Here is an 18,551-nt window from a genome sequence, read left to right on the forward strand (position 1 = left end):
CGCCAACCGGATTTTGGATGTGATATGATTCAATACGCATTGAAATGCAGCAATGACCACAGCTTTGACAGTTGGTTTCAATCCGCAGCCGCCTTTGACAAACTGTCAGCGGCCGGGTTGGTAACCTGCGCGGTATGCGGCTGCGACAAGGTGGAAAAGGCGGTGATGACACCGCGTGTCCGGCCTGCGCGCAAGGCGGTGACCGAGGTTGCACCAGCGCAGCCTTCTGCGGATGAGATCAGCATGGCAACACCTTCGCCCGAGATCGCTGAGGTCCTCAGCGAACTGCGTCGAAAGGTCGAGGAAAACTCGGACTATGTGGGCAAGGATTTCGCCAAAGAAGCCCGCAAAATCCATCTGGGGGATGCGCCCGAGCGCGCAATCTATGGTGAGGCCAAGCCCGAAGAGGCGCAATCGCTGATTGAAGACGGCGTGCCGGTCGCACCGCTGCCGTTTGTTCCTAGCCGCAAAACCAACTGACCCATGCACATCGTTGTTACGGGCGCGAACCGAGGGATCGGGAAAACCATTGCGGATCAGTATCGTGCAGAAGGTCATGAAGTGACCGGAACTGCCCGAGACGGTAGCGCAGATATCGTGCTGGATGTCACGGACCCAGAACAGCACGCTGCAATGGCCGAGCAACTGCGAGGCCGCCAGATTGACCTGCTGATCTGCAATGCGGGCGTTTATCTGGACAAAGGACACGACATTAGTGGCTATCCCGCCGAGATGTGGGCGCAAAGCTTCGCCGCCAATGTGACAGGCGTGTTTCTTACCATCCAGTCCTTGTTGCCGAACCTGTGTACCGCGCGGGGCCGGATCGCCATCGTTTCGTCTCAGATGGCGTCACATACGCGCGCGCCGGGTGGCAGCTATATCTACCGTGCGTCAAAGGCGGCGGCGCTGAATTTGGGCCGCAACCTAGCGACTGACCTACAGGCGGATGGCATTGCGGTGGGAATCTACCATCCGGGCTGGGTGCAGACGGACATGGGCGGAGCTGCGGCAGAGATCACGGTCGATCAGGCGGCAAACGGCTTGATCGAGCGATTTGCGGCTCTCTCGCTCGATACTACCGGTTGTTTTGAAACCTGGGATGGTCGGGCGCACCCTTACTGAGAGTTCAGGGCCGCCTTGGGGATTTCGTAGACTTCACCGGGATCAATGAAGATCACAATGATATCACCGCGTGTCTCATAGGTCAGTTTCGATGTCGAACTGCTGGAATCCGGCACGCCTTTGGTGAAGTAAATCCGCCGGACCTCGCCAGTGTTCAACTGAACCGCCAACGTCGCCGTTCCATCTTCGCGCTTCCGCAATTCGGCCGGACAACTGGCCAGTGTATCACCTGCCAATGCAGCGCATGGAACGGTGCCTAATGAGTTCTCGCCATCCGTTCCCGATAGGGTGGCCACTTGGGCATTTGCGGCAGTCGAAACCAGGCTTAGGGCAAGGGCAAAGCGGAACATTGAAATCCTCGTGGAATAAGACTTTGACCGAACGCTTACACCACGCACGACCAAAGTAAAGCACTGCGGTGCAGACTTTGCCCACTTGCCCTTGCGCCCCCCCTCGCATAAGAGGCACGGGATCAGAAATTCAAGGCGCGGAGACACTAGCCCCCATGCCCGTACTCGTGATGAAATTCGGCGGCACATCGGTCGCCAATCTGGACCGGATCCGCCGTGCTGCCAAACGGGTTGGTGTCGAGGTAGCCAAAGGCTATGACGTCATCGTCATCGTTTCGGCGATGTCCGGCAAGACCAACGAGCTGGTGGGCTGGGTCGATGAAATCTCTCCGCTCTATGACGCGCGCGAATATGATGCCGTTGTCTCCTCTGGTGAAAACGTTACAGCTGGCCTGATGGCGCTGACCCTGCAGGAAATGGACATCCCGGCGCGCAGCTGGCAGGGTTGGCAGGTGCCGCTGATCACCAACGGTGCCCATTCAGCGGCCCGGATCGAAGAAATCCCGCCCGAGAATATCAACCAGAAATTCGGCGAAGGGATGCGCGTTGCGGTGGTCGCGGGCTTCCAGGGCATCAGCCCCGAAGGTCGCATCACCACGCTGGGTCGGGGCGGTTCGGACACCACCGCCGTGGCTTTTGCTGCCGCTTTCGAAGCCGAGCGCTGCGACATCTATACGGATGTGGACGGTGTCTATACGACCGACCCGCGCATCTGTGAAAAGGCGCGCAAGCTGGACAAAATCTCGTTCGAGGAAATGCTCGAACTGGCCTCGCTGGGGGCCAAAGTGCTTCAAACCCGCTCGGTCGAGCTGGCGATGCGCTATAAGGTGAAACTGCGCGTTCTTTCAAGCTTTGAGGAACAATCCGATGAGGCCGGTACGCTGGTCTGCCATGAGGAGGATATCATGGAATCCAATGTTGTGGCCGGTGTGGCCTATTCCCGCGACGAGGCCAAGATGACCGTCGTTTCCGTGGCGGACCGACCCGGTATCGCCTCGATCATTTTCACAGCGCTCAGCGATGAAGGTGTCAATGTCGACATGATCGTCCAGAATATCTCGGACGAAGGGCGCACCGACATGACCTTCTCCTGTCCGACCAATCAGGTCTCCCGCGCCGAAAAGGCATTGCTGGCGATCAAGGATCAGGGTGAGCTGAACTACGCCGAACTGGTTGCGGATGAGGACGTTTGCAAGGTCTCAGTTGTCGGGATCGGTATGCGCTCGCAATCCGGTGTTGCGGCCAAGATGTTCAAGATTCTCTCGGATGAGGGGATTAACATCAAGGTCATTACAACCTCCGAGATTAAAATTTCCGTCCTGATCGACAGGAAATACATGGAACTTGCGGTTCAGGCACTGCATGATGCCTTTGAACTGGACAAGGCGGCCTGAGCTTTCAGCCAAGTGTCCTGTCTGAAACCGTAACGTGGGTGGGCCATGGCGGAAGGCACGGAAACAGAATCTCGCAAGCTGCTGGGACGGCTGCGCGAAGAAATGGCGAGCGAAGCCGCCGGTCAGGAACGTCTTGACCGGATCACGCACCTGATCGCCGACAGTACCGGTCGCGAAGTTTGCTCGATCTACCTTTTTCGGGATGAGGATACGCTTGAACTGTGCGCCACCGAAGGTCTGTCCCCAGAAGCGGTGCACAAGACGCGGATGCGTATGGGCGAAGGGCTGGTCGGTCGCGTCGCCAAATCTGGCAAGGTGGTGAATACGGCGGACGCGCCCTCGGCCAAGGGCTTTCGGTACATGCCGGAAACCGGCGAGGAACGTTATTCTTCTTTTCTTGGCGTGCCGGTTCAACGCCTGGGCCAAAAGCTCGGCGTCCTGGTGGTGCAATCTCGCGAAGCGCGCGAGTTTTCCGCGGATGAGGTCTATGCGCTGGAAGTTGTCGCAATGGTTCTGGCCGAAATGGCCGAACTGGGTGCGTTCGTTGGCGAAGGTGCCGCCCTTTCGCCGCTGCACCAACAATCTGTTCAGCTGACCGGGGGCACGGCGCAGGAGGGATCTGCTGAAGGCCATGTCTGGCTGCATGAACCTCGTGTTGTTGTCACCAATCCCATTGCCGAAGACCCGCATCGTGAGCGTGAGCGGCTGACCGAGGCCGTTGAAGAGCTACGCGTCGGCGTCGACAAGATGCTTGAGATTTCTCAAGGCGGCGACAAAGAGCAGTTGCAGGTTCTGGAAGCCTACCGGATGTTCGCCAACTCCAAGGGTTGGATGCGCCGGATGGAGGAGGACATCGCTCTTGGTCTCAGCGCTGAGGCGGCGGTCGAGAAAGAACAATCTCAGGCGCGGGCCCGCATGGGTCAGGTCACCGATCCGTATTTACGTGAACGGTTGGCCGATCTGGACGACCTCAGCAATCGGTTGCTGCGAATTTTGACTGGACAGGGCAACGGCAACGGGGCTGACCTGCCGCCCGATCCGATCCTAATTGCGCGAAATATCGGCCCCGGTGATCTGCTGGAATATGGCCGTTCTCTCAAAGGGATCGTATTGGAAGAAGGCTCGGTCGGAAGCCATGCCACTATCGTGGCGCGCGCGTTGGCGATCCCACTGGTGGTGCATGTAGGCCGCATCACCACCGAAGCGCTGAATGGCGATCACATATTGGTGGATGGGGATAGCGGTGTCGTACATCTGCGCCCCGAGGACACCGTCGTTAGTGCTTTCCGTGATAAAATCGCGATGGAAGCCAAGGCGCAGGAACGCTACGCCTCGATCCGTGAAACGCCCACCGTCACGCAGGATGGTGCGCGAATCAACATGGTGATGAACGCGGGCCTGATGGCCGATTTGCCCTCGCTTAGTACCTCTGGCGCCGAAGGAGTGGGCCTGTTCCGCACCGAACTGCAGTTTCTGATCCGCAATCAGATGCCCAAGCGATCCGAGCTGGTGACGCAATACAAACGTGTCCTGGATGCTGCGGGAGAAAAGCGCGTGGTGTTCCGCACGCTCGATATCGGGTCAGATAAGGTTCTGCCTTATATGAAACATGTGGAAGAGCCGAACCCGGCGCTGGGCTGGCGGGCGATCCGGGTGGGTCTGGACAAGCGCGGCGTGATGCGGATGCAGTTGCAGGCGCTGATCCGGGCCGCCGATGGCCGCCCCCTGACGATCATGTTCCCGTTTGTCGCGCAGGCTGACGAATTCCGTGAGGCGCGCTGGGAGGTCAAGAAAACGATCGAGCGTGAACGGCGCCTGGGCCATGTTCTGCCTGAATCGCTCGAAGTGGGGGCGATGCTGGAAACGCCTTCACTTGCCTTTGCGCCGCAGAAGTTCTTTGACGAAGTCGGCTTTATCTCGATCGGTGGGAACGACCTGAAACAGTTTTTCTTCGCCGCCGACCGCGAAAATGAACTGGTTCGCCGTCGCTACGATACGCTGAATGTCAGCTTTCTGAGTTTCATTGAACGTATCGTTGAGAGATGCTCGATCTCGGACACACCGCTCAGCTTCTGTGGGGAAGACGCCGGTCGCCCGGTCGAGGCGCTGTGTCTCGCGGCCATGGGCATCCGTACCCTTTCGATGCGCCCGGCCTCAATCGGGCCGGTCAAAAGCCTGTTGTTGCGGTCGAACCTTCAGGATGTGCGTAAAATTATCGCCGATGCCCGCCATCGTGGGGAACAATCCGTGCGTCCGGCGGTGATGGACTGGCTGCGGACGCAGTCCTGACTGATCTTCCGCGATGCCAGCTGCAAATCCGCGCTTGATTTTTGCGCTCAGGTTTTCTATTCAGCCGGTGAATGTTAGCGATAACATAGCTAATGACGCACATGCGTTTTAATCCCGGGCTGAAACCTCGCTTATGCTGGCGGGGAATTCGAAAGGAGCCTTGCAATGGTCTCACGCGTAATTCCGGTAGATCCGTTCGACCTTGTGTTGTTCGGCGCGACGGGCGATCTGGCGCAGCGTAAAATCCTGCCGGGCCTCTATCATCGCTTCGAAGTCGGCCAGATGCCTGAGGATGCGCGCATCATTGGAACCGCCCGATCCGACATGGACAGCGACGGGTTCCGTGAACAGCTGCGTGCGTCGATGCAAGAGTTTGCGCCGGGTTTCAAAAAGGATACGCTTGATCGCTTTCTGACCCGCGTCGAGTATGTTCCGGTAGATGCGCTTGGCGATGCGGGTTGGTCTGACCTAGCGAAAACGCTGCGACCGGATGTGGTACGCGCCTTCTATCTGTCAGTAGGCCCAAGCCTTTTCTCGGGCATCGCCCAACGTCTGAACGAGCACGGCCTGTCCACACCTGACAGTCGTATCGTGGTCGAGAAACCCTTTGGTCACGATCTGGCATCAGCCAAAGCGTTGAACGAAGGGCTGCGGGCCTGTTTTGAAGAACATCAGATTTACCGGATCGATCATTATCTGGGCAAGGAAACCGTGCAGAACCTGATGGCGCTGCGCTTTGCCAACTCGCTTTTCGAACCGCTCTGGAACGCCACTCATGTTGATAACGTCCAGATCACCGTGGCCGAAACCGTGGGCGTCGAAGGGCGCGGTGCTTATTATGATCAGTCCGGCGCGATGCGCGACATGATCCAGAACCATCTGGTTCAATTGCTGTGCCTGACGGCGATGGAACCGCCTTCGAAATTCTCACCCAACGCGGTGCGCGATGAGAAAGTCAAAGTGATCGAAGCGCTGGAGCCGGTGGAACCCAAGGATATCGCTCGTGGTCAGTACCGCACTGAAAAAGGGGGCGATGGCTATCTGGATCACGTCGGCAACCCCGCCAGCCGTACCGAAAGCTTCATTGCGCTGAAGGCGCATATCGGCAACTGGCGCTGGGCCGGTGTCCCGTTTTATCTGCGGACCGGCAAGCGCCTGCGCGCACGTGAATCCGAGATTGCAGTGTTCTTTCGCGATCCGCCGCATACGATTTTTCCGAATGTCGGACCATTGCATGGCAACGTGCTGGTGATCCGCCTGCAACCGGACGAAGGCATCACGCTACGCACCACCATCAAGGAACCGGGGCAGGGCGGATTCCGCCTGTCCGACGTTGCACTCGACATGAGTTTCGCTGATGCGCTGGGCGACGACGGCCAATCCCCGGATGCCTATGAACGCCTGATCATGGATGTCATCCGCGGCGACCAGACTTTGTTCATGCGTGGCGATGAGGCCGAGGCCGCATGGGCCTGGGTCGATCCCATCATTCACGGCTGGGAAGAGCGTGGCGATAAGCCCGCGAAATACGATCAGGGCAGTTCGGGGCCCGAAGAAGCATTGATGCTGATGCATCGCGATGGGCGCCGCTGGCGTCAGATCGGAGGGTAATCATGGTCAACACAGTTATATCCGACGTCACCAAACGCATCATCGACCGCAGCGCCGATCTGCGTGGTCCGCATCTTGAACGAATGGAGCAGGCCAAATCCAAGGGCCCTGCGCGTGCGCACCTGTCCTGCAGCGGGCAGGCCCACGCCTATGCCGGGGCGGGCGAAGATCAGGACTCCATGGCCACCGGCACGGCTGGCAATCTGGGGATCGTCACCGCCTATAACGATATGCTCTCGGCCCATCAGCCTTTCGAACGCTACCCGGCCCTGATCCGCGATGCGATCCGCGCAGCAGGCGGCACAGCGCAGGTTGCAGGCGGCGTGCCAGCCATGTGCGACGGCGTCACCCAAGGCGAGGCGGGGATGGAACTCTCGCTGTTCTCGCGCGATGTGATCGCGTTGGCGACCGGAGTGGCGCTAAGCCACAACACTTATGACGCCGCCGTTTTCCTGGGCGTCTGTGACAAGATCGTGCCCGGCCTAATCATCGGCGCGCAAGCCTTTGGGCATCTTCCTGCCGTCTTCCTGCCTGCAGGTCCGATGACCAGTGGCCTGCCGAATGACGAAAAGGCCAAGGTCCGCCAGAAATTCGCCGCCGGAGAGGTGGGCCGCGAAGAGCTGATGAAGGCCGAAATGGCCGCATATCACGGCCCCGGCACCTGCACCTTCTACGGAACTGCCAACACCAACCAGATGCTGATGGAGTTCATGGGCTTGCACCTGCCGGGCTCCAGCTTCGTCAATCCCAACACGCCCCTGCGCGATGCGCTGACCGAAGAAGGTGCGCGCCGCGCCCTTTCCCTTAGTGCACTAGGCAATCACTACACACCGGTCTGCCAGATCCTTGATGAGCGCGCTTTCGTCAATGGCATCGTCGGCCTGATGGCCACCGGCGGTTCCACTAACCTACTGATCCACCTGATCGCCATGGCGCGTGCCGGTGGTATCGTGCTGGACTGGGAGGATTTTTCCAACATCTCCGCTGTCGTGCCTTTGGTCGCGCGCGTCTATCCCAACGGTCTGGCAGACGTGAACCACTTCCACGCTGCGGGTGGCCTGGGCTTTGCCATCGGCACGCTGCTGGAAGATGGCTTGCTGCACCCCGATACGCTCACTGTCGCGGGGCAGGGCCTGCACAACTACACCAAAGAACCCAAGCTGAAAGACGGCGAGTTGGTCTGGGAAGAGGGCGCGGGCCACAGTCTGAACGAAAAGATCGTTCGCCCGGCCAAAGACCCGTTCCAACCCACGGGCGGGCTCTCTCGCTTGACGGGCAATCTGGGCACAGGGGTCATGAAGGTGTCGGCTGTAGCACCTGAACACCAAGTGGTCGAAGCGCCCGTGCGTGTATTCCACGACCAGAACGCCGTAAAAGCCGCTTTCAAAGCCGGAGAATTCACCGATGACGTCATCGTTGTTGTTCGCTTCCAAGGGCCAAAAGCCAACGGTATGCCTGAACTTCATTCGCTGACGCCGATCCTGTCGATCCTGCAGGGCAGGGGGCAGAAGGTGGCTCTGGTCACCGATGGCCGTATGTCGGGCGCATCCGGCAAAGTGCCCGCCGCCATCCATGTCTGCCCCGAGGCGCTGGATGGTGGACCGATCGCCTATCTGCAAGACGGCGACCAGTTGCGCGTTGATGCGGTCAAGGGCGAGTTGGAAATCCTGACCCCCGGTGTTCTCGACCGCAATCCGGCCACCGCCGACCTTACGGCAAACCAACACGGCGTTGGCCGTGACCTCTTCGGCGCCTTCCGTCAGAATGTCGGCTCAGCCGACACCGGCGCCAGCATTTTCGGAGTGTAACCCAATGTCCAAAACCCAACGCACCCGCGAGATCTGCGCGCTGGCCCCGATTGTTCCAGTCCTGGTCGTCGACGACGCGGCTCATGCGCGCCCGTTGGCCGAAGCTTTGGTTGCCGGTGGCCTCCCGGCCCTTGAAGTCACCTTGCGCACTCCCGCCGCGCTCGACGCGATCCGAGCCATGGCCAACGTCCCCGGCGGTGTTGTCGGGGCGGGTACACTGGTCACGCCCGAAGATGTCCGCGCTGCCAAAGAGGCTGGCGCTCAGTTCGGCGTCTCGCCCGGTGCGACCGATGCCCTGATCGCCGCCTGCGAAGCCGAAGGTCTGCCCCTTCTCCCCGGTGCGGCTACTGCAAGCGAAGCCATGGCTCTGCTGGAAAAGGGCTATGACATGCTGAAATTCTTCCCCGCCGAGGCCTCAGGAGGGACTCCCGCCCTAAAAGCCATCGGCGCACCGCTACCGCAGATCACCTTCTGCCCAACTGGTGGCGTATCGCCGTCAAATGCCCTCGATTACCTGTCACTGTCGAATGTTGTCTGCGCCGGCGGCAGCTGGGTCGCGCCCAAGCAGATGGTTCAAAACGGTGATTGGTCCGGGATCGAAACACTTGCCCGCGAGGCCGCCAGTCTGCTGGATTGACGCCGCAGGGCAAGACGCTAGGGTAGGCCTCAATTCAAACAGGTTGCCCTCATGACAAACCAAACCTCCCTCGCGCATGGGCGCGAGTATCTGGCCATCCCCGGCCCTTCGGTCATGCCCGATACTGTGCTGCATGCGATGCACCGTCCGTCGCCCAATATCTATGACGGCGAATTGATCGAGATGATGCCCGCGCTCACCCGAGACTTGAAACGCGTTGCCGGAACTCAGCACAACGTCGCCATCTATATCGCCAACGGCCACGGTACATGGGAGGCTGCGCTTTCCAACGTCATTGCACCCGGTGAAACCGTGCTTGCCCCGGCCTCTGGCCGATTCACCCACGGTTGGGCCGAGATGGCCGAAGGAATCGGCGCCAAGGTTGACCTGATCGATTTCGGAATGTCCACGCCCTGGGATCTTGACCGCATCGCCGAGGCCCTGCGTAACGATACCAGCCACAAGATCAAAGCGGTCCTTGCAGTCCACGTCGATACCTCCACATCGATCCGCAACGATATCCCGGCCCTGCGAGCGTTGCTCGACGACCTTGACCACCCAGCCTTGCTGATGGCTGACTGCATCGCGTCGATGGGCTGCGACCGGTTCGAGATGGATGCCTGGGGTGTCGACGTCACTGTCACGGCTTGCCAAAAGGGGCTTATGACCCCGGCGGGCACCGGCTTTGTCTTCTTCAACGACAAGGCGCAAGCCAAGCGCGCCACAATGCCCCGCGTCTCGCATTATTGGGACTGGCAGCCGCGCGCCAATCCCGATCTGTTCTATCAGTATTTCAACGGCACCGCGCCAACCCACCACCTGTATGGCCTGCGCGCCGCGCTCGACCTGATCCATGGCGAAGGGATCGAACAGGTCTGGGCCCGCCATGAACACCTGGCAACGGCCATCTGGGCCGCCTGCGAAATCTGGGCGCAAGGTGGCGCGCTGCATTTCAACGTCACCGACCCGGCCCATCGCAGCCACGCGGTCACTGCCCTCCGCCTGACCGAGGGGCGGGGCACGCCGCTGCGCAGCTATACCGAAACCCAACTGGGTCTGACGCTGGGAATCGGTCTGGGAATGGAGGATTGGGACGGCTGCTTCCGCCTTGGCCACATGGGGCACGTAAACGCTCAAATGGTCATGGCCATGCTGGGTGGCGTCGAAACCGCTATGGCTGCGCTCGATATCCCCCGTGGTCAGGGCGCGCTCGAAGCCGCCGCCGCGACGCTGGCCGGATAAGCCCGATCCGCCTCTTCATCTGGCCATAAATACCTTCGGGGGAAATCGCGCTTGGGCGCGATAGGGGGCAGACAGCCCCCTTTACGAGGCTCGGGCTTTTGCCAGGGCCGTGGGCAGAGCAGCTTCAAACGCCGCCATTTCCGCCTCACCTCCGCAGCTGACCCGAATGCACCGGTTCTGGGGCGCGGCAAATGGCATCCGCACGAACACGCCTTGTTCAACGAGCGCGTCCAACACGGCCTTGGCAAACACCCCATCGCGCCCACAATCAATCGCCACAAAGTTTGTCGCAGACGGCAAAGGCAGCAGACCATTCGACCGTGAAATCTCTTTGATGCGATTCCGGGACCCGGCAATCCTTTGCTGCACATGCGTCAGCCAATCTTCATCTTTTAGCGCGGCTAATGCCCCTGCCTGCGCGGCTCGGTTCATGCCGAAATGGTTGCGCACTTTGTTGAAGCTCGCAATCAACTCGGGCGAGCCGATAGCGTAGCCTACCCGCGCCCCGGCCATGCCATAAACCTTGGAAAACGTTCGCATCCGGATCACACGTGAATCATCAGCAGCGACAGGTGCAGCGGTCCCCTCGGGCGCGCATTCGACATATGCCTCGTCAAGAACCACCAAACAGCCCTCTGGCAAAGCCTCCAGAGCGGACACGATATCCTCACCTGCATGCCATGTTCCCATCGGGTTGTCCGGGTTGGCTAGATAGACCAACTTGGCGTCTACCTCCGCCGCTTTGGCGAACAGTGCCGTCGGGTCCTCGTGATCGTCGTGGTAGGGGACCTTGTGCAATACCCCACCAAACCCGGCCACGTGGTAATTGAAAGTCGGATAAGCTCCATCCGAAGTCACAACTGCATCGCCGTGACCAACCAGCAGGCGCACCAGATAGCCCAGCAACCCGTCAATGCCTTCGCCAACCACGATATTTTCAGGCGCAACCCCATGATGTGTCGCCAGCGCATGGCGTAGTTCGTAATTCTCGGGATCGCCATACTTCCATATCTCGCCCGTGGCCCGTTGCATTGCATCGATGGCGCGCGGGGACGGGCCAAACACGCTTTCATTCGCACCAATCCGGGCCACGAAGGGCGCGCCACGTTGGCGCTCCTGCGTTTCGGGGCCGACAAAAGGCACGGTCGCGGGCAGCGTGAGGGCAAGCGGGGTATAACGAGGACCAGTCATGGCCGCAGATAAGCGCAACCGATCAGGCGGGGCAAGCCTTGCCAGAAGTTCAAAGGAGGCTTCGGATGTGCGGTTTGCCCTGACGTCGCTGTGGCGCTGCTGACGTCTTGCTGGCATGTTTACACAGCAAAACACGCCCCGGAGGTCCCATGTCCCGCGTATCCATCGAATACAAAGACCACATCGCACGTGTCACGCTGACCCGTGGCGATAAGATGAACGCGCTGGACGATGCGATGATCAAGGCGATCCTTTCGGCCGGTCAAGAGGTCGCCGCAGCCGATATCCGCGCCGTGGTGCTATCGGGGGAGGGCAAGAGCTTTTGCGCTGGGCTCGATATGGCCAGCTTTGCCAGCATGGCGAACACAGACCCAACCGAATGGCTGATGACTCGCAGCCACGAAGATGCCAACGAAATGCAGGAACTTGCCTTGATCTGGCGGCGCGTCCCAGTGCCGGTGATCTGCGCTATTCAAGGCGTCGCCTATGGCGGTGGGCTACAGATTGCGCTGGGTGCTGACATCCGCATCGCGCATCCCGAAGCCAAGCTGGCAGTGATGGAGATGAAATGGGGCATTATCCCCGACATGGGCGGCATGGTTCTGCTGCCAGAGCTCGTGCGCTCGGACGTGCTGCGCCTGCTGACCTATACCGCCCGCCCTATCGGAGCGCCACAGGCGGCAGATTGGGGGCTTGTTACCAAACTGTCGGATGATCCCCTGACCGAAGCGCTGGCGCTGGCCGAGGACATCGCGGGTAAAAGCCCGTCCGCCATCCGCGCCGCCAAACGGTTGATTGATGTGGCCGAAACCCGTAACCGTGCTGATGTGCTGTTGGCCGAATCTACCGAACAGGTCGACCTGATCGGTAAGTCGGATCAAATGGAAGTTGTCATGGCACAGATGCAGGGCCGAAAGCCCGAATTCAAATGATCACCGCATGAATGCGCGCCGTGCATCGCGGGCCATGTTGTATCGCATCTCAAGATCAGCAATCTTTGCCATTGCGGCCCTGCGGTCCTGATTGTCAGTCAGCGCTGCAAACTCCTTGCGGGCGGCGTCGAGCTGTTTCTTGATGTCGAACTCCTCGGGTAGCACTCCGGCCTGCGCCATGATCCGATGACCCGCAGCAATGGCGGGATCGCCTTGTGCCTCGCCCGAGCGGTCGGGTAACGGGGCACCTTCGCCTTCAAGACCTTGCAGTTGGCCTTCGGCCTGCGCCTTTTTGATCTGGCGTTCAATCAGTTTTCCAAGCGATCCGAACATGCGCTTATTTTACCGCCTGAGGGGGTCTGATGAAAGGGCTCAGCGCACTCGGTTTGTTGCTAGATATGCGATACCCCCAGCCAACAGCCCCCAGACTGCTGCGCCCAACCCAAAAACCGTTATGCCGGAGGCTGTGATGGCCAGTGTCAAAATAGCCGCTTCGCGCTCGACAGGGACGTCCAGCGCGGCATGCATGGCATTGGCCAGGACCCCGATCAGGGCCACACCTGCCAGAGTGCCCATTAGCAGCGGGTCGGCATAGGCGGCAAAACTGGTGATCGCCACGGCAAAGATACCGAAGAGGCAGTAGAACACGCCCCCCATGATTGCCGACCAATAACGCTGCGCCGGATCGGGGTGGCTTTCCTCGTTGGAACACATCGCTGCGGTGATTGCGGCCAGGCAGGTTGCAGGCGCCCCGAAAGGGGCCGAAAGCATGCTTGCGCCACCGACGGATGAAAACAACCGGCCGGGAACAGGATCAAAGCCAAAGCTGCGCATCACCGCGACGCCGGGGATATTCTGTGTCGCCATCGTGACGATAAACAGCGGTACGCCGATCCCGATGGCCGACGCGACCGAGAATGATGGCATGGTCCAGATCGGAGCCGCGATCAAACGATCCGGCATCAATTGGGCATCTCCTGCGTTCAGCGACACAATGATAGCCGCCGCGACCACAGCTGCCGGAACCGCGATCAACCGATTGAAACGGCCCGCGACAAACCACGTCAGGATCACCGGCAACGCCTGCCATGGAATCTCGATCGCCGCCTTGAAGGGCACAAGGCATAGTGGCAAGAGCACACCTGCCAGCATTGCTTGCGCCAGTGTTGTGGGAATTGCTGCTGCCAATCGACCCAGCGGCTTCCACAGCCCTGCCAGAACCGTTAATGCTCCGGCGCACAGGAACGCACCAATCGCGCCTGAAAATCCCTCGACCGGGGTGGCCGAGACGGCTAACAGAGCGGCCCCCGGGGTCGACCACGCAACGCTGATCGGCATTTTGTACCGCAGGCTGAGGACGATGGCTGCAAGCCCCATGGCAATCGCCGCACTCATCAGACCCGAGGCGGCTTCCTGCGATGAAGCTCCCATCGCGCCCAACCCTTGCAATACGATGGGAAACGAGCTGAAGAACCCGACAATGGCCACAACCAACCCGGTTGAGACGGTCTGCATCGGAGGGAAAGATCGCATCGTCAGTGCCTCGCCAGGTTGTGTCGCCGAAGTGCTAACAAGCGGGGCGTGGCGTGAACAAGGGGAAAGCTCTGAGGGTAAAGAAAAACCTCACCGCCGGTTGGGTGGTGAGGTTCGATTTCAATATATCAGCAGCAGGAAAAAGATCAGGCAATTTCAGCCAAACGGGCGAGAGCTTCGTTTAGCTTGGCTTCTTCTTCTTCGCGGGCGGCAAGGTTAGCTTTGGCTTCCGCAACAACCTCTTCCGGGGCCGATGCCACGAATTTCGGGTTGTTCAGGCGCCCGCGCAGACCGCCGAGTTCCTTGGCCAACTTGCCTTTGGCTTTTTCCAGCCGTTCCTTTTCCGCACCAATGTCGATGATGTCCGCCAGTGGCAGGCCAAAGGAGGCACCGGGGGCGGCAATCGAGATCGTGCCCTTTGGCAGTTCATCCGCCTTGGTCAGGCTGTCGATCCGCGCCAGACGTTTGATCAGCGCTTCGTTGCGGTCCCATGCAGCTTGGCCGTGCGCGTCAATCTCAGTCACCAGCATCGGCACGTATAGGCCAGCAGGAACTCGCATCTGCGCGCGGGCCGAGCGGGTGTTTTCGATCACCGAGATCACCCAGTTCATCTCGCGATCCGCATCCGCGTCGATCAGGTTAGCCGCCGTATAGGTTGGCCAGTCTGCATGCACGACCATCTTGGGCCGCGTGCCGGTCAGGCCCCAGAGTTCTTCGGTGATGAAGGGCATGATCGGGTGCAGCAGAACCATGCACTGATCCAGAACCCAGCGCATGGTGGCGCGGGTTTCGGCCTGTGCCTCGGCGTTATCGCCTTGCAGCAGGGGTTTCGACAGTTCTACATACCAGTCGCAGACCTTGCCCCAGACAAAGGCATAAAGCCCGTTGGCCGCGTCGTTGAAACGATAGCTTTCCAATGCCGCGTCGACCTCTTCCCGCACACGGGCGGTTTCACCGATGATCCAGCGGTTCACGGCGGCTTTGGGTTTCAGGTCAGCCACGTCCAGTTGCGGGACAGCGTCGGTGAAGACCTCATTCATCTCGGCAAAGCGGACGGCGTTCCACAGTTTGGTGCCGAAGTTACGGTAACCTGTGATGCGCTCGCGCGAAAGTTTCAGTACCCCGCCAATAGCCGCCATCGCGGCATTGGTAAAGCGCAGCGCGTCAGCACCGAATTCGTCCACGATCTCCAACGGGTCGATCACGTTGCCGGTGGTTTTGGACATCTTCTTGCCCTTCTCGTCGCGGACGAGCTGGTGCAGATAGACGGTGTGGAACGGGATCTCGCTCACTACGGCCAGTTGCATCATCATCATCCGCGCGACCCAGAAGAACAGAATGTCAAAGCCGGTGATCAACACATCGGTTGGGAAATAGCGCTCTAACTCTTCAGTCTTTTCAGGCCAGCCCAGCGTGCCGATAGGCCAGAGGCCGGAAGAGAACCATGTGTCGAGTACGTCGGGGTCGCGCCAGACCGGGTAGACCAGCTTGGTCGGGTCTTGTTCGACTGCGTATAGGGCAAGGCTTTCGGCGAACTGATGGATCGCTTCCTGCTTATCGGCAACTTCGATGACCGTCGCGTGGCTCAGCGGGCTGGGTATATTGGCATTGTCGTCGAGGAATTTCTCTGTAACTGCCTCAAGGCTTGCCGCGCATTCCATGACATTGCCACGATGCAGCATGCCGCCTTCGTTCAGCAAACGACCCAATTCGACCAAATCAAGGTCGCCGTCGTTTTCGTCGTCCTTGAAATTCTCAGCCGAGAGATCGAGGCCATACCAAACCGGTATCTGATGCCCCCACCACAGCTGGCGCGAGATGCACCAGGGCTCGATGTTTTCCAGCCAATGGTAATAGGTCTTCTCGCCCGACTCGGGGATGATCTTGACCGTGCCGTCCTTGACCGCGTCCAGCGCAGGGCCGACGACCTTGGCGGCGTCGACGAACCATTGGTCGGTGAACATCGGCTCGATGACGACTTTCGAGCGGTCGCCGAAGGGCTGCATGATCGGTTTGCTTTCGACCAGCGGCACCAGCTTATCCGCGCCTTCGTGTTCCGGCTTTAAAGCGGTCGAACCCAGACGTGGATCATCGGCGCGAGTCATGACAGCCAGACCGTCTGCAGTGATCTCCTCAACCACCTTCGCACGTGCCTCGAACCGGTCGAGGCCGCGCAGATGATCAGGGATCAGGTTGATCGCGTCGATCTCGTTCTCGGTGAACTCTCGCCCGCGCGCGTATTCCTGCGCCTTGTCCGCCTCTTCGGCATAAGGCGCACCATCGGCGCGCATTGCGCCTTTGGTGTCCATCAGGCGATACATTGGAATGCCGCCGCGCTTGGCGACCATATTGTCGTTGAAGTCATGTGCACCGGTGATTTTCACCGCGCCCGAGCCGAAATCTGGATCAGGGTAATCATCGGTGATGATCGGGATCTGACGGCGATGCTCTTTCGGGCCAACCGGGATTTCGCAAAGTTTTCCGACGATGGGCGCATAGCGCTCATCGGATGGGTGAACCGCTACTGCGCCGTCGCCGAGCATGGTTTCGGGGCGAGTCGTGGCGATCGAGATATATTCGCGCTCTTCCTCCAGCACGATATTCCCGTCCTCATCTTTCTCGACGTAAGTATAGGTCTCACCGCCCGCCAGCGGGTACTTAAAGTGCCACATATGGCCCGCAACTTCGATATTCTCGACCTCAAGGTCCGAAATTGCGGTCTCGAAATGCGGGTCCCAATTGACCAGCCGCTTGCCGCGATAGATCAGGCCCTTTTCGTACATGTCGACGAAGACCTTGATGACCGCGTCGTGGAAGTTCGGCGAGTTCTCATGACCTGTACGCGGGTCGCGCGGCGCACCTGCCATGGTGAAGGCATTACGCGACCAGTCGCAGCTGGAGCCCAAACGCTTGAGCTGCTCGATGATCGTGCCGCCGTATTCTCCCTTCCATTCCCAGACCTTGTCCAGAAACGCCTCACGTCCCAGCTCACGACGTCCCGGCTGCTGGGTGTTGGCCAACATCTTTTCCACCTGCATCTGCGTAGCGATACCAGCGTGGTCCTGACCGGGCTGCCATAGCGTGTCGAACCCGCGCATCCGGTGCCAGCGGGTCAGAATATCCTGCAGTGTGTTGTTGAACGCGTGGCCCACATGCAGCGCACCCGTCACGTTCGGTGGCGGGATCATGATGGTAAAACTCTCGTCGCGCGATTTGTTCGCGCCTGCCTTGAAGGCTCCGGCCGCTTCCCAGGCCTGATAGATGCGGGCCTCGGCCTCGGCCGCGTTGAATGTCTTTTCCATCGCCATGGGATGCGTCCTGCGTCAACAATATCGGGTCAGCGCCTGCAATAGCGAATGGACGCAGGAAGGGGAAGGCCCTGCGCGGCGGTCCTGCAATGATCAGCCGGGATTTGATGGGGCGGGCGCATAAAGATCCAGCTTTTCGCTGGCCCCTTGCCCCATCGCCTTGGCCTGATCGCCGCGGATGCGCGCGTGCAGGTCCAGCGCCTCAGGAGCAAACAGCTCGGTCGGCTCAGGGATATGGATGAAATTCCCCACCCGGTCCTCGCCCCGCGCCAGAATGGCATAGTCGCGATCCGCCACTTTCTGCTGCGCATTGGGGTTGAGATAACGGATAGCCAGGCCAATTCGACGATCATCCGATACGTTCGGCCCTGACCCGTGAATGGTCAGCCCATGGTGCAGCGACATCTGGCCGGGCTGCAACTCGATATGGGTTTTGTCTTCCTCCGCGACATCGACTGCCACCTCTTGCCCACGCGACAGCAGGTTGTTGTCGGAGAACGTATCATTATGCGGCAGGATCGGGTTCTTGTGGCTGGCCTTCACGAAATCCATGCAGCCACTTTCAACCGTCGCAGGGGACAGGGCGATCCAGGCGGTCAACTGGTCCGAGGTTTCACCCATACCCCAATATGTCAGGTCCTGATGCATGCCCACCACTTGCGTCGTGCGCGGTTCCTTGATGAACAGCTCAGCTGACCACAACAGCAGGTCTGGGCCCAAAACACCTTCGACAACGTCCAAAACGCGCGGATCCAACGCGATGCGAGTGGCAAATGGCATCACCACATGCGCGTTGATGCGTTTGTACATGTTCAGGGGTAGCGGCAGGTCAGCCTCGCGCCAGCTGGCCTCGACATCCTCCAACTCGGCACGGTACCCGGCGGCTTCTGCGGCAGAGAACACGGGGATCGGAAATATAAACCCATCATCCCAATAGGCCTCGGCACTTTGGCTGTCCAATCGGCCATTCGTCAGCTTGATTTCTTTGGGCATGGAAACCTCCACTCGACTGAATTTAGGTTCAGCCTAGGCGCGGCCCAGATCGGCGCGCAACGCTGTTTCCAGACATGAATGTCGCTTTCAGACCGTGCGGAGTTAATTTTCTCAGCCACTGGACAAGGTCCTGCTTCACGC

15 protein-coding genes are annotated in these 18,551 nt (G+C 59.7%); 9 read left to right on the forward strand and 6 right to left on the reverse strand.

The features are described 5' to 3' along the window. Window positions 1-24 precede the first annotated feature (24 nt). A complete protein-coding gene (locus ACR0NE_RS12425; RefSeq protein WP_170397281.1) occupies window positions 25-480 on the forward strand; it encodes a DUF1178 family protein in 456 nt (151 codons plus the stop codon). Between the two features lie 3 nt (window positions 481-483). Beyond that, window positions 484-1,122 (forward strand): SDR family NAD(P)-dependent oxidoreductase, encoded by a 639-nt coding sequence (locus ACR0NE_RS12430; RefSeq protein ID WP_170596999.1) that lies wholly within the window; start codon window positions 484-486, stop codon window positions 1,120-1,122. Here ACR0NE_RS12430 and ACR0NE_RS12435 read toward each other — a convergent pair. Then, on the reverse strand, window positions 1,116-1,472 hold the full coding sequence (locus tag ACR0NE_RS12435; RefSeq protein WP_170597000.1) for a hypothetical protein: 357 nt from the start codon (window positions 1,470-1,472) through the stop codon (window positions 1,116-1,118). The two genes, ACR0NE_RS12430 and ACR0NE_RS12435, sit on opposite strands and share 7 nt — an antisense overlap. Window positions 1,473-1,627: 155 nt before the next feature. Here ACR0NE_RS12435 and ACR0NE_RS12440 point away from each other — a divergent pair, with 155 nt between their 5' ends. From ACR0NE_RS12440 to ACR0NE_RS12465, 6 genes are all read left to right on the forward strand, one after another. Continuing rightward, the gene (locus ACR0NE_RS12440; RefSeq protein WP_170597001.1) at window positions 1,628-2,866 is read left to right on the forward strand and encodes an aspartate kinase; all 1,239 of its coding nucleotides are present in this window, start codon (window positions 1,628-1,630) and stop codon (window positions 2,864-2,866) included. Window positions 2,867-2,911: 45 nt separating this feature from the next. Beyond that, window positions 2,912-5,155 (forward strand): phosphoenolpyruvate--protein phosphotransferase, encoded by a 2,244-nt coding sequence (gene ptsP / locus ACR0NE_RS12445; protein WP_170597002.1) that lies wholly within the window; start codon window positions 2,912-2,914, stop codon window positions 5,153-5,155. 165 nt (window positions 5,156-5,320) lie between these two features. Then, window positions 5,321-6,766, forward strand: a complete 1,446-nt coding sequence (gene zwf / locus ACR0NE_RS12450) for a glucose-6-phosphate dehydrogenase (RefSeq protein ID WP_170424262.1) — start codon at window positions 5,321-5,323, stop codon at window positions 6,764-6,766. Window positions 6,767-6,768: 2 nt separating this feature from the next. After that, window positions 6,769-8,574 carry a phosphogluconate dehydratase gene (gene edd / locus ACR0NE_RS12455; protein ID WP_480459692.1) on the forward strand — a complete coding sequence of 602 codons (1,806 nt, stop codon included), beginning with the start codon at window positions 6,769-6,771 and terminating at the stop codon, window positions 8,572-8,574. Window positions 8,575-8,578: 4 nt separating this feature from the next. Further along, the gene (locus ACR0NE_RS12460; RefSeq protein WP_170424260.1) at window positions 8,579-9,211 is read left to right on the forward strand and encodes a bifunctional 4-hydroxy-2-oxoglutarate aldolase/2-dehydro-3-deoxy-phosphogluconate aldolase; all 633 of its coding nucleotides are present in this window, start codon (window positions 8,579-8,581) and stop codon (window positions 9,209-9,211) included. A gap of 51 nt (window positions 9,212-9,262) precedes the next feature. Beyond that, window positions 9,263-10,453, forward strand: coding sequence for an aminotransferase class V-fold PLP-dependent enzyme (locus tag ACR0NE_RS12465; RefSeq protein WP_170597003.1), 1,191 nt, complete (start codon window positions 9,263-9,265; stop codon window positions 10,451-10,453). Between the two features lie 81 nt (window positions 10,454-10,534). Here the strand turns inward: ACR0NE_RS12465 and ACR0NE_RS12470 are convergent, their stop codons facing one another. Then, window positions 10,535-11,644 (reverse strand): pyridoxal phosphate-dependent aminotransferase, encoded by a 1,110-nt coding sequence (locus tag ACR0NE_RS12470; protein ID WP_170597004.1) that lies wholly within the window; start codon window positions 11,642-11,644, stop codon window positions 10,535-10,537. A 149-nt stretch (window positions 11,645-11,793) separates the two neighbouring features. Here ACR0NE_RS12470 and ACR0NE_RS12475 point away from each other — a divergent pair, with 149 nt between their 5' ends. Next, window positions 11,794-12,576 carry a crotonase/enoyl-CoA hydratase family protein gene (locus ACR0NE_RS12475; RefSeq protein ID WP_170597005.1) on the forward strand — a complete coding sequence of 261 codons (783 nt, stop codon included), beginning with the start codon at window positions 11,794-11,796 and terminating at the stop codon, window positions 12,574-12,576. Here the strand turns inward: ACR0NE_RS12475 and ACR0NE_RS12480 are convergent, their stop codons facing one another. The 4 genes from ACR0NE_RS12480 to ACR0NE_RS12495 form a co-directional block, all read right to left on the reverse strand. After that, entirely contained in the window at window positions 12,577-12,909 is a 333-nt protein-coding gene (locus ACR0NE_RS12480) for a DnaJ family domain-containing protein (RefSeq protein WP_170511344.1), read from the reverse strand. It abuts the gene before it with no gap. Window positions 12,910-12,948: 39 nt separating this feature from the next. Beyond that, a complete protein-coding gene (locus ACR0NE_RS12485; protein WP_170597006.1) occupies window positions 12,949-14,109 on the reverse strand; it encodes a benzoate/H(+) symporter BenE family transporter in 1,161 nt (386 codons plus the stop codon). Window positions 14,110-14,255: 146 nt separating this feature from the next. Continuing rightward, entirely contained in the window at window positions 14,256-17,417 is a 3,162-nt protein-coding gene (locus tag ACR0NE_RS12490) for a valine--tRNA ligase (protein WP_170597007.1), read from the reverse strand. 93 nt (window positions 17,418-17,510) lie between these two features. Continuing rightward, window positions 17,511-18,410 (reverse strand): phytanoyl-CoA dioxygenase family protein, encoded by a 900-nt coding sequence (locus ACR0NE_RS12495; protein ID WP_170597008.1) that lies wholly within the window; start codon window positions 18,408-18,410, stop codon window positions 17,511-17,513. Window positions 18,411-18,551 lie beyond the last annotated feature (141 nt).

The sequence above is a fragment of the Ruegeria sp. C9 genome (assembly GCF_056537585.1).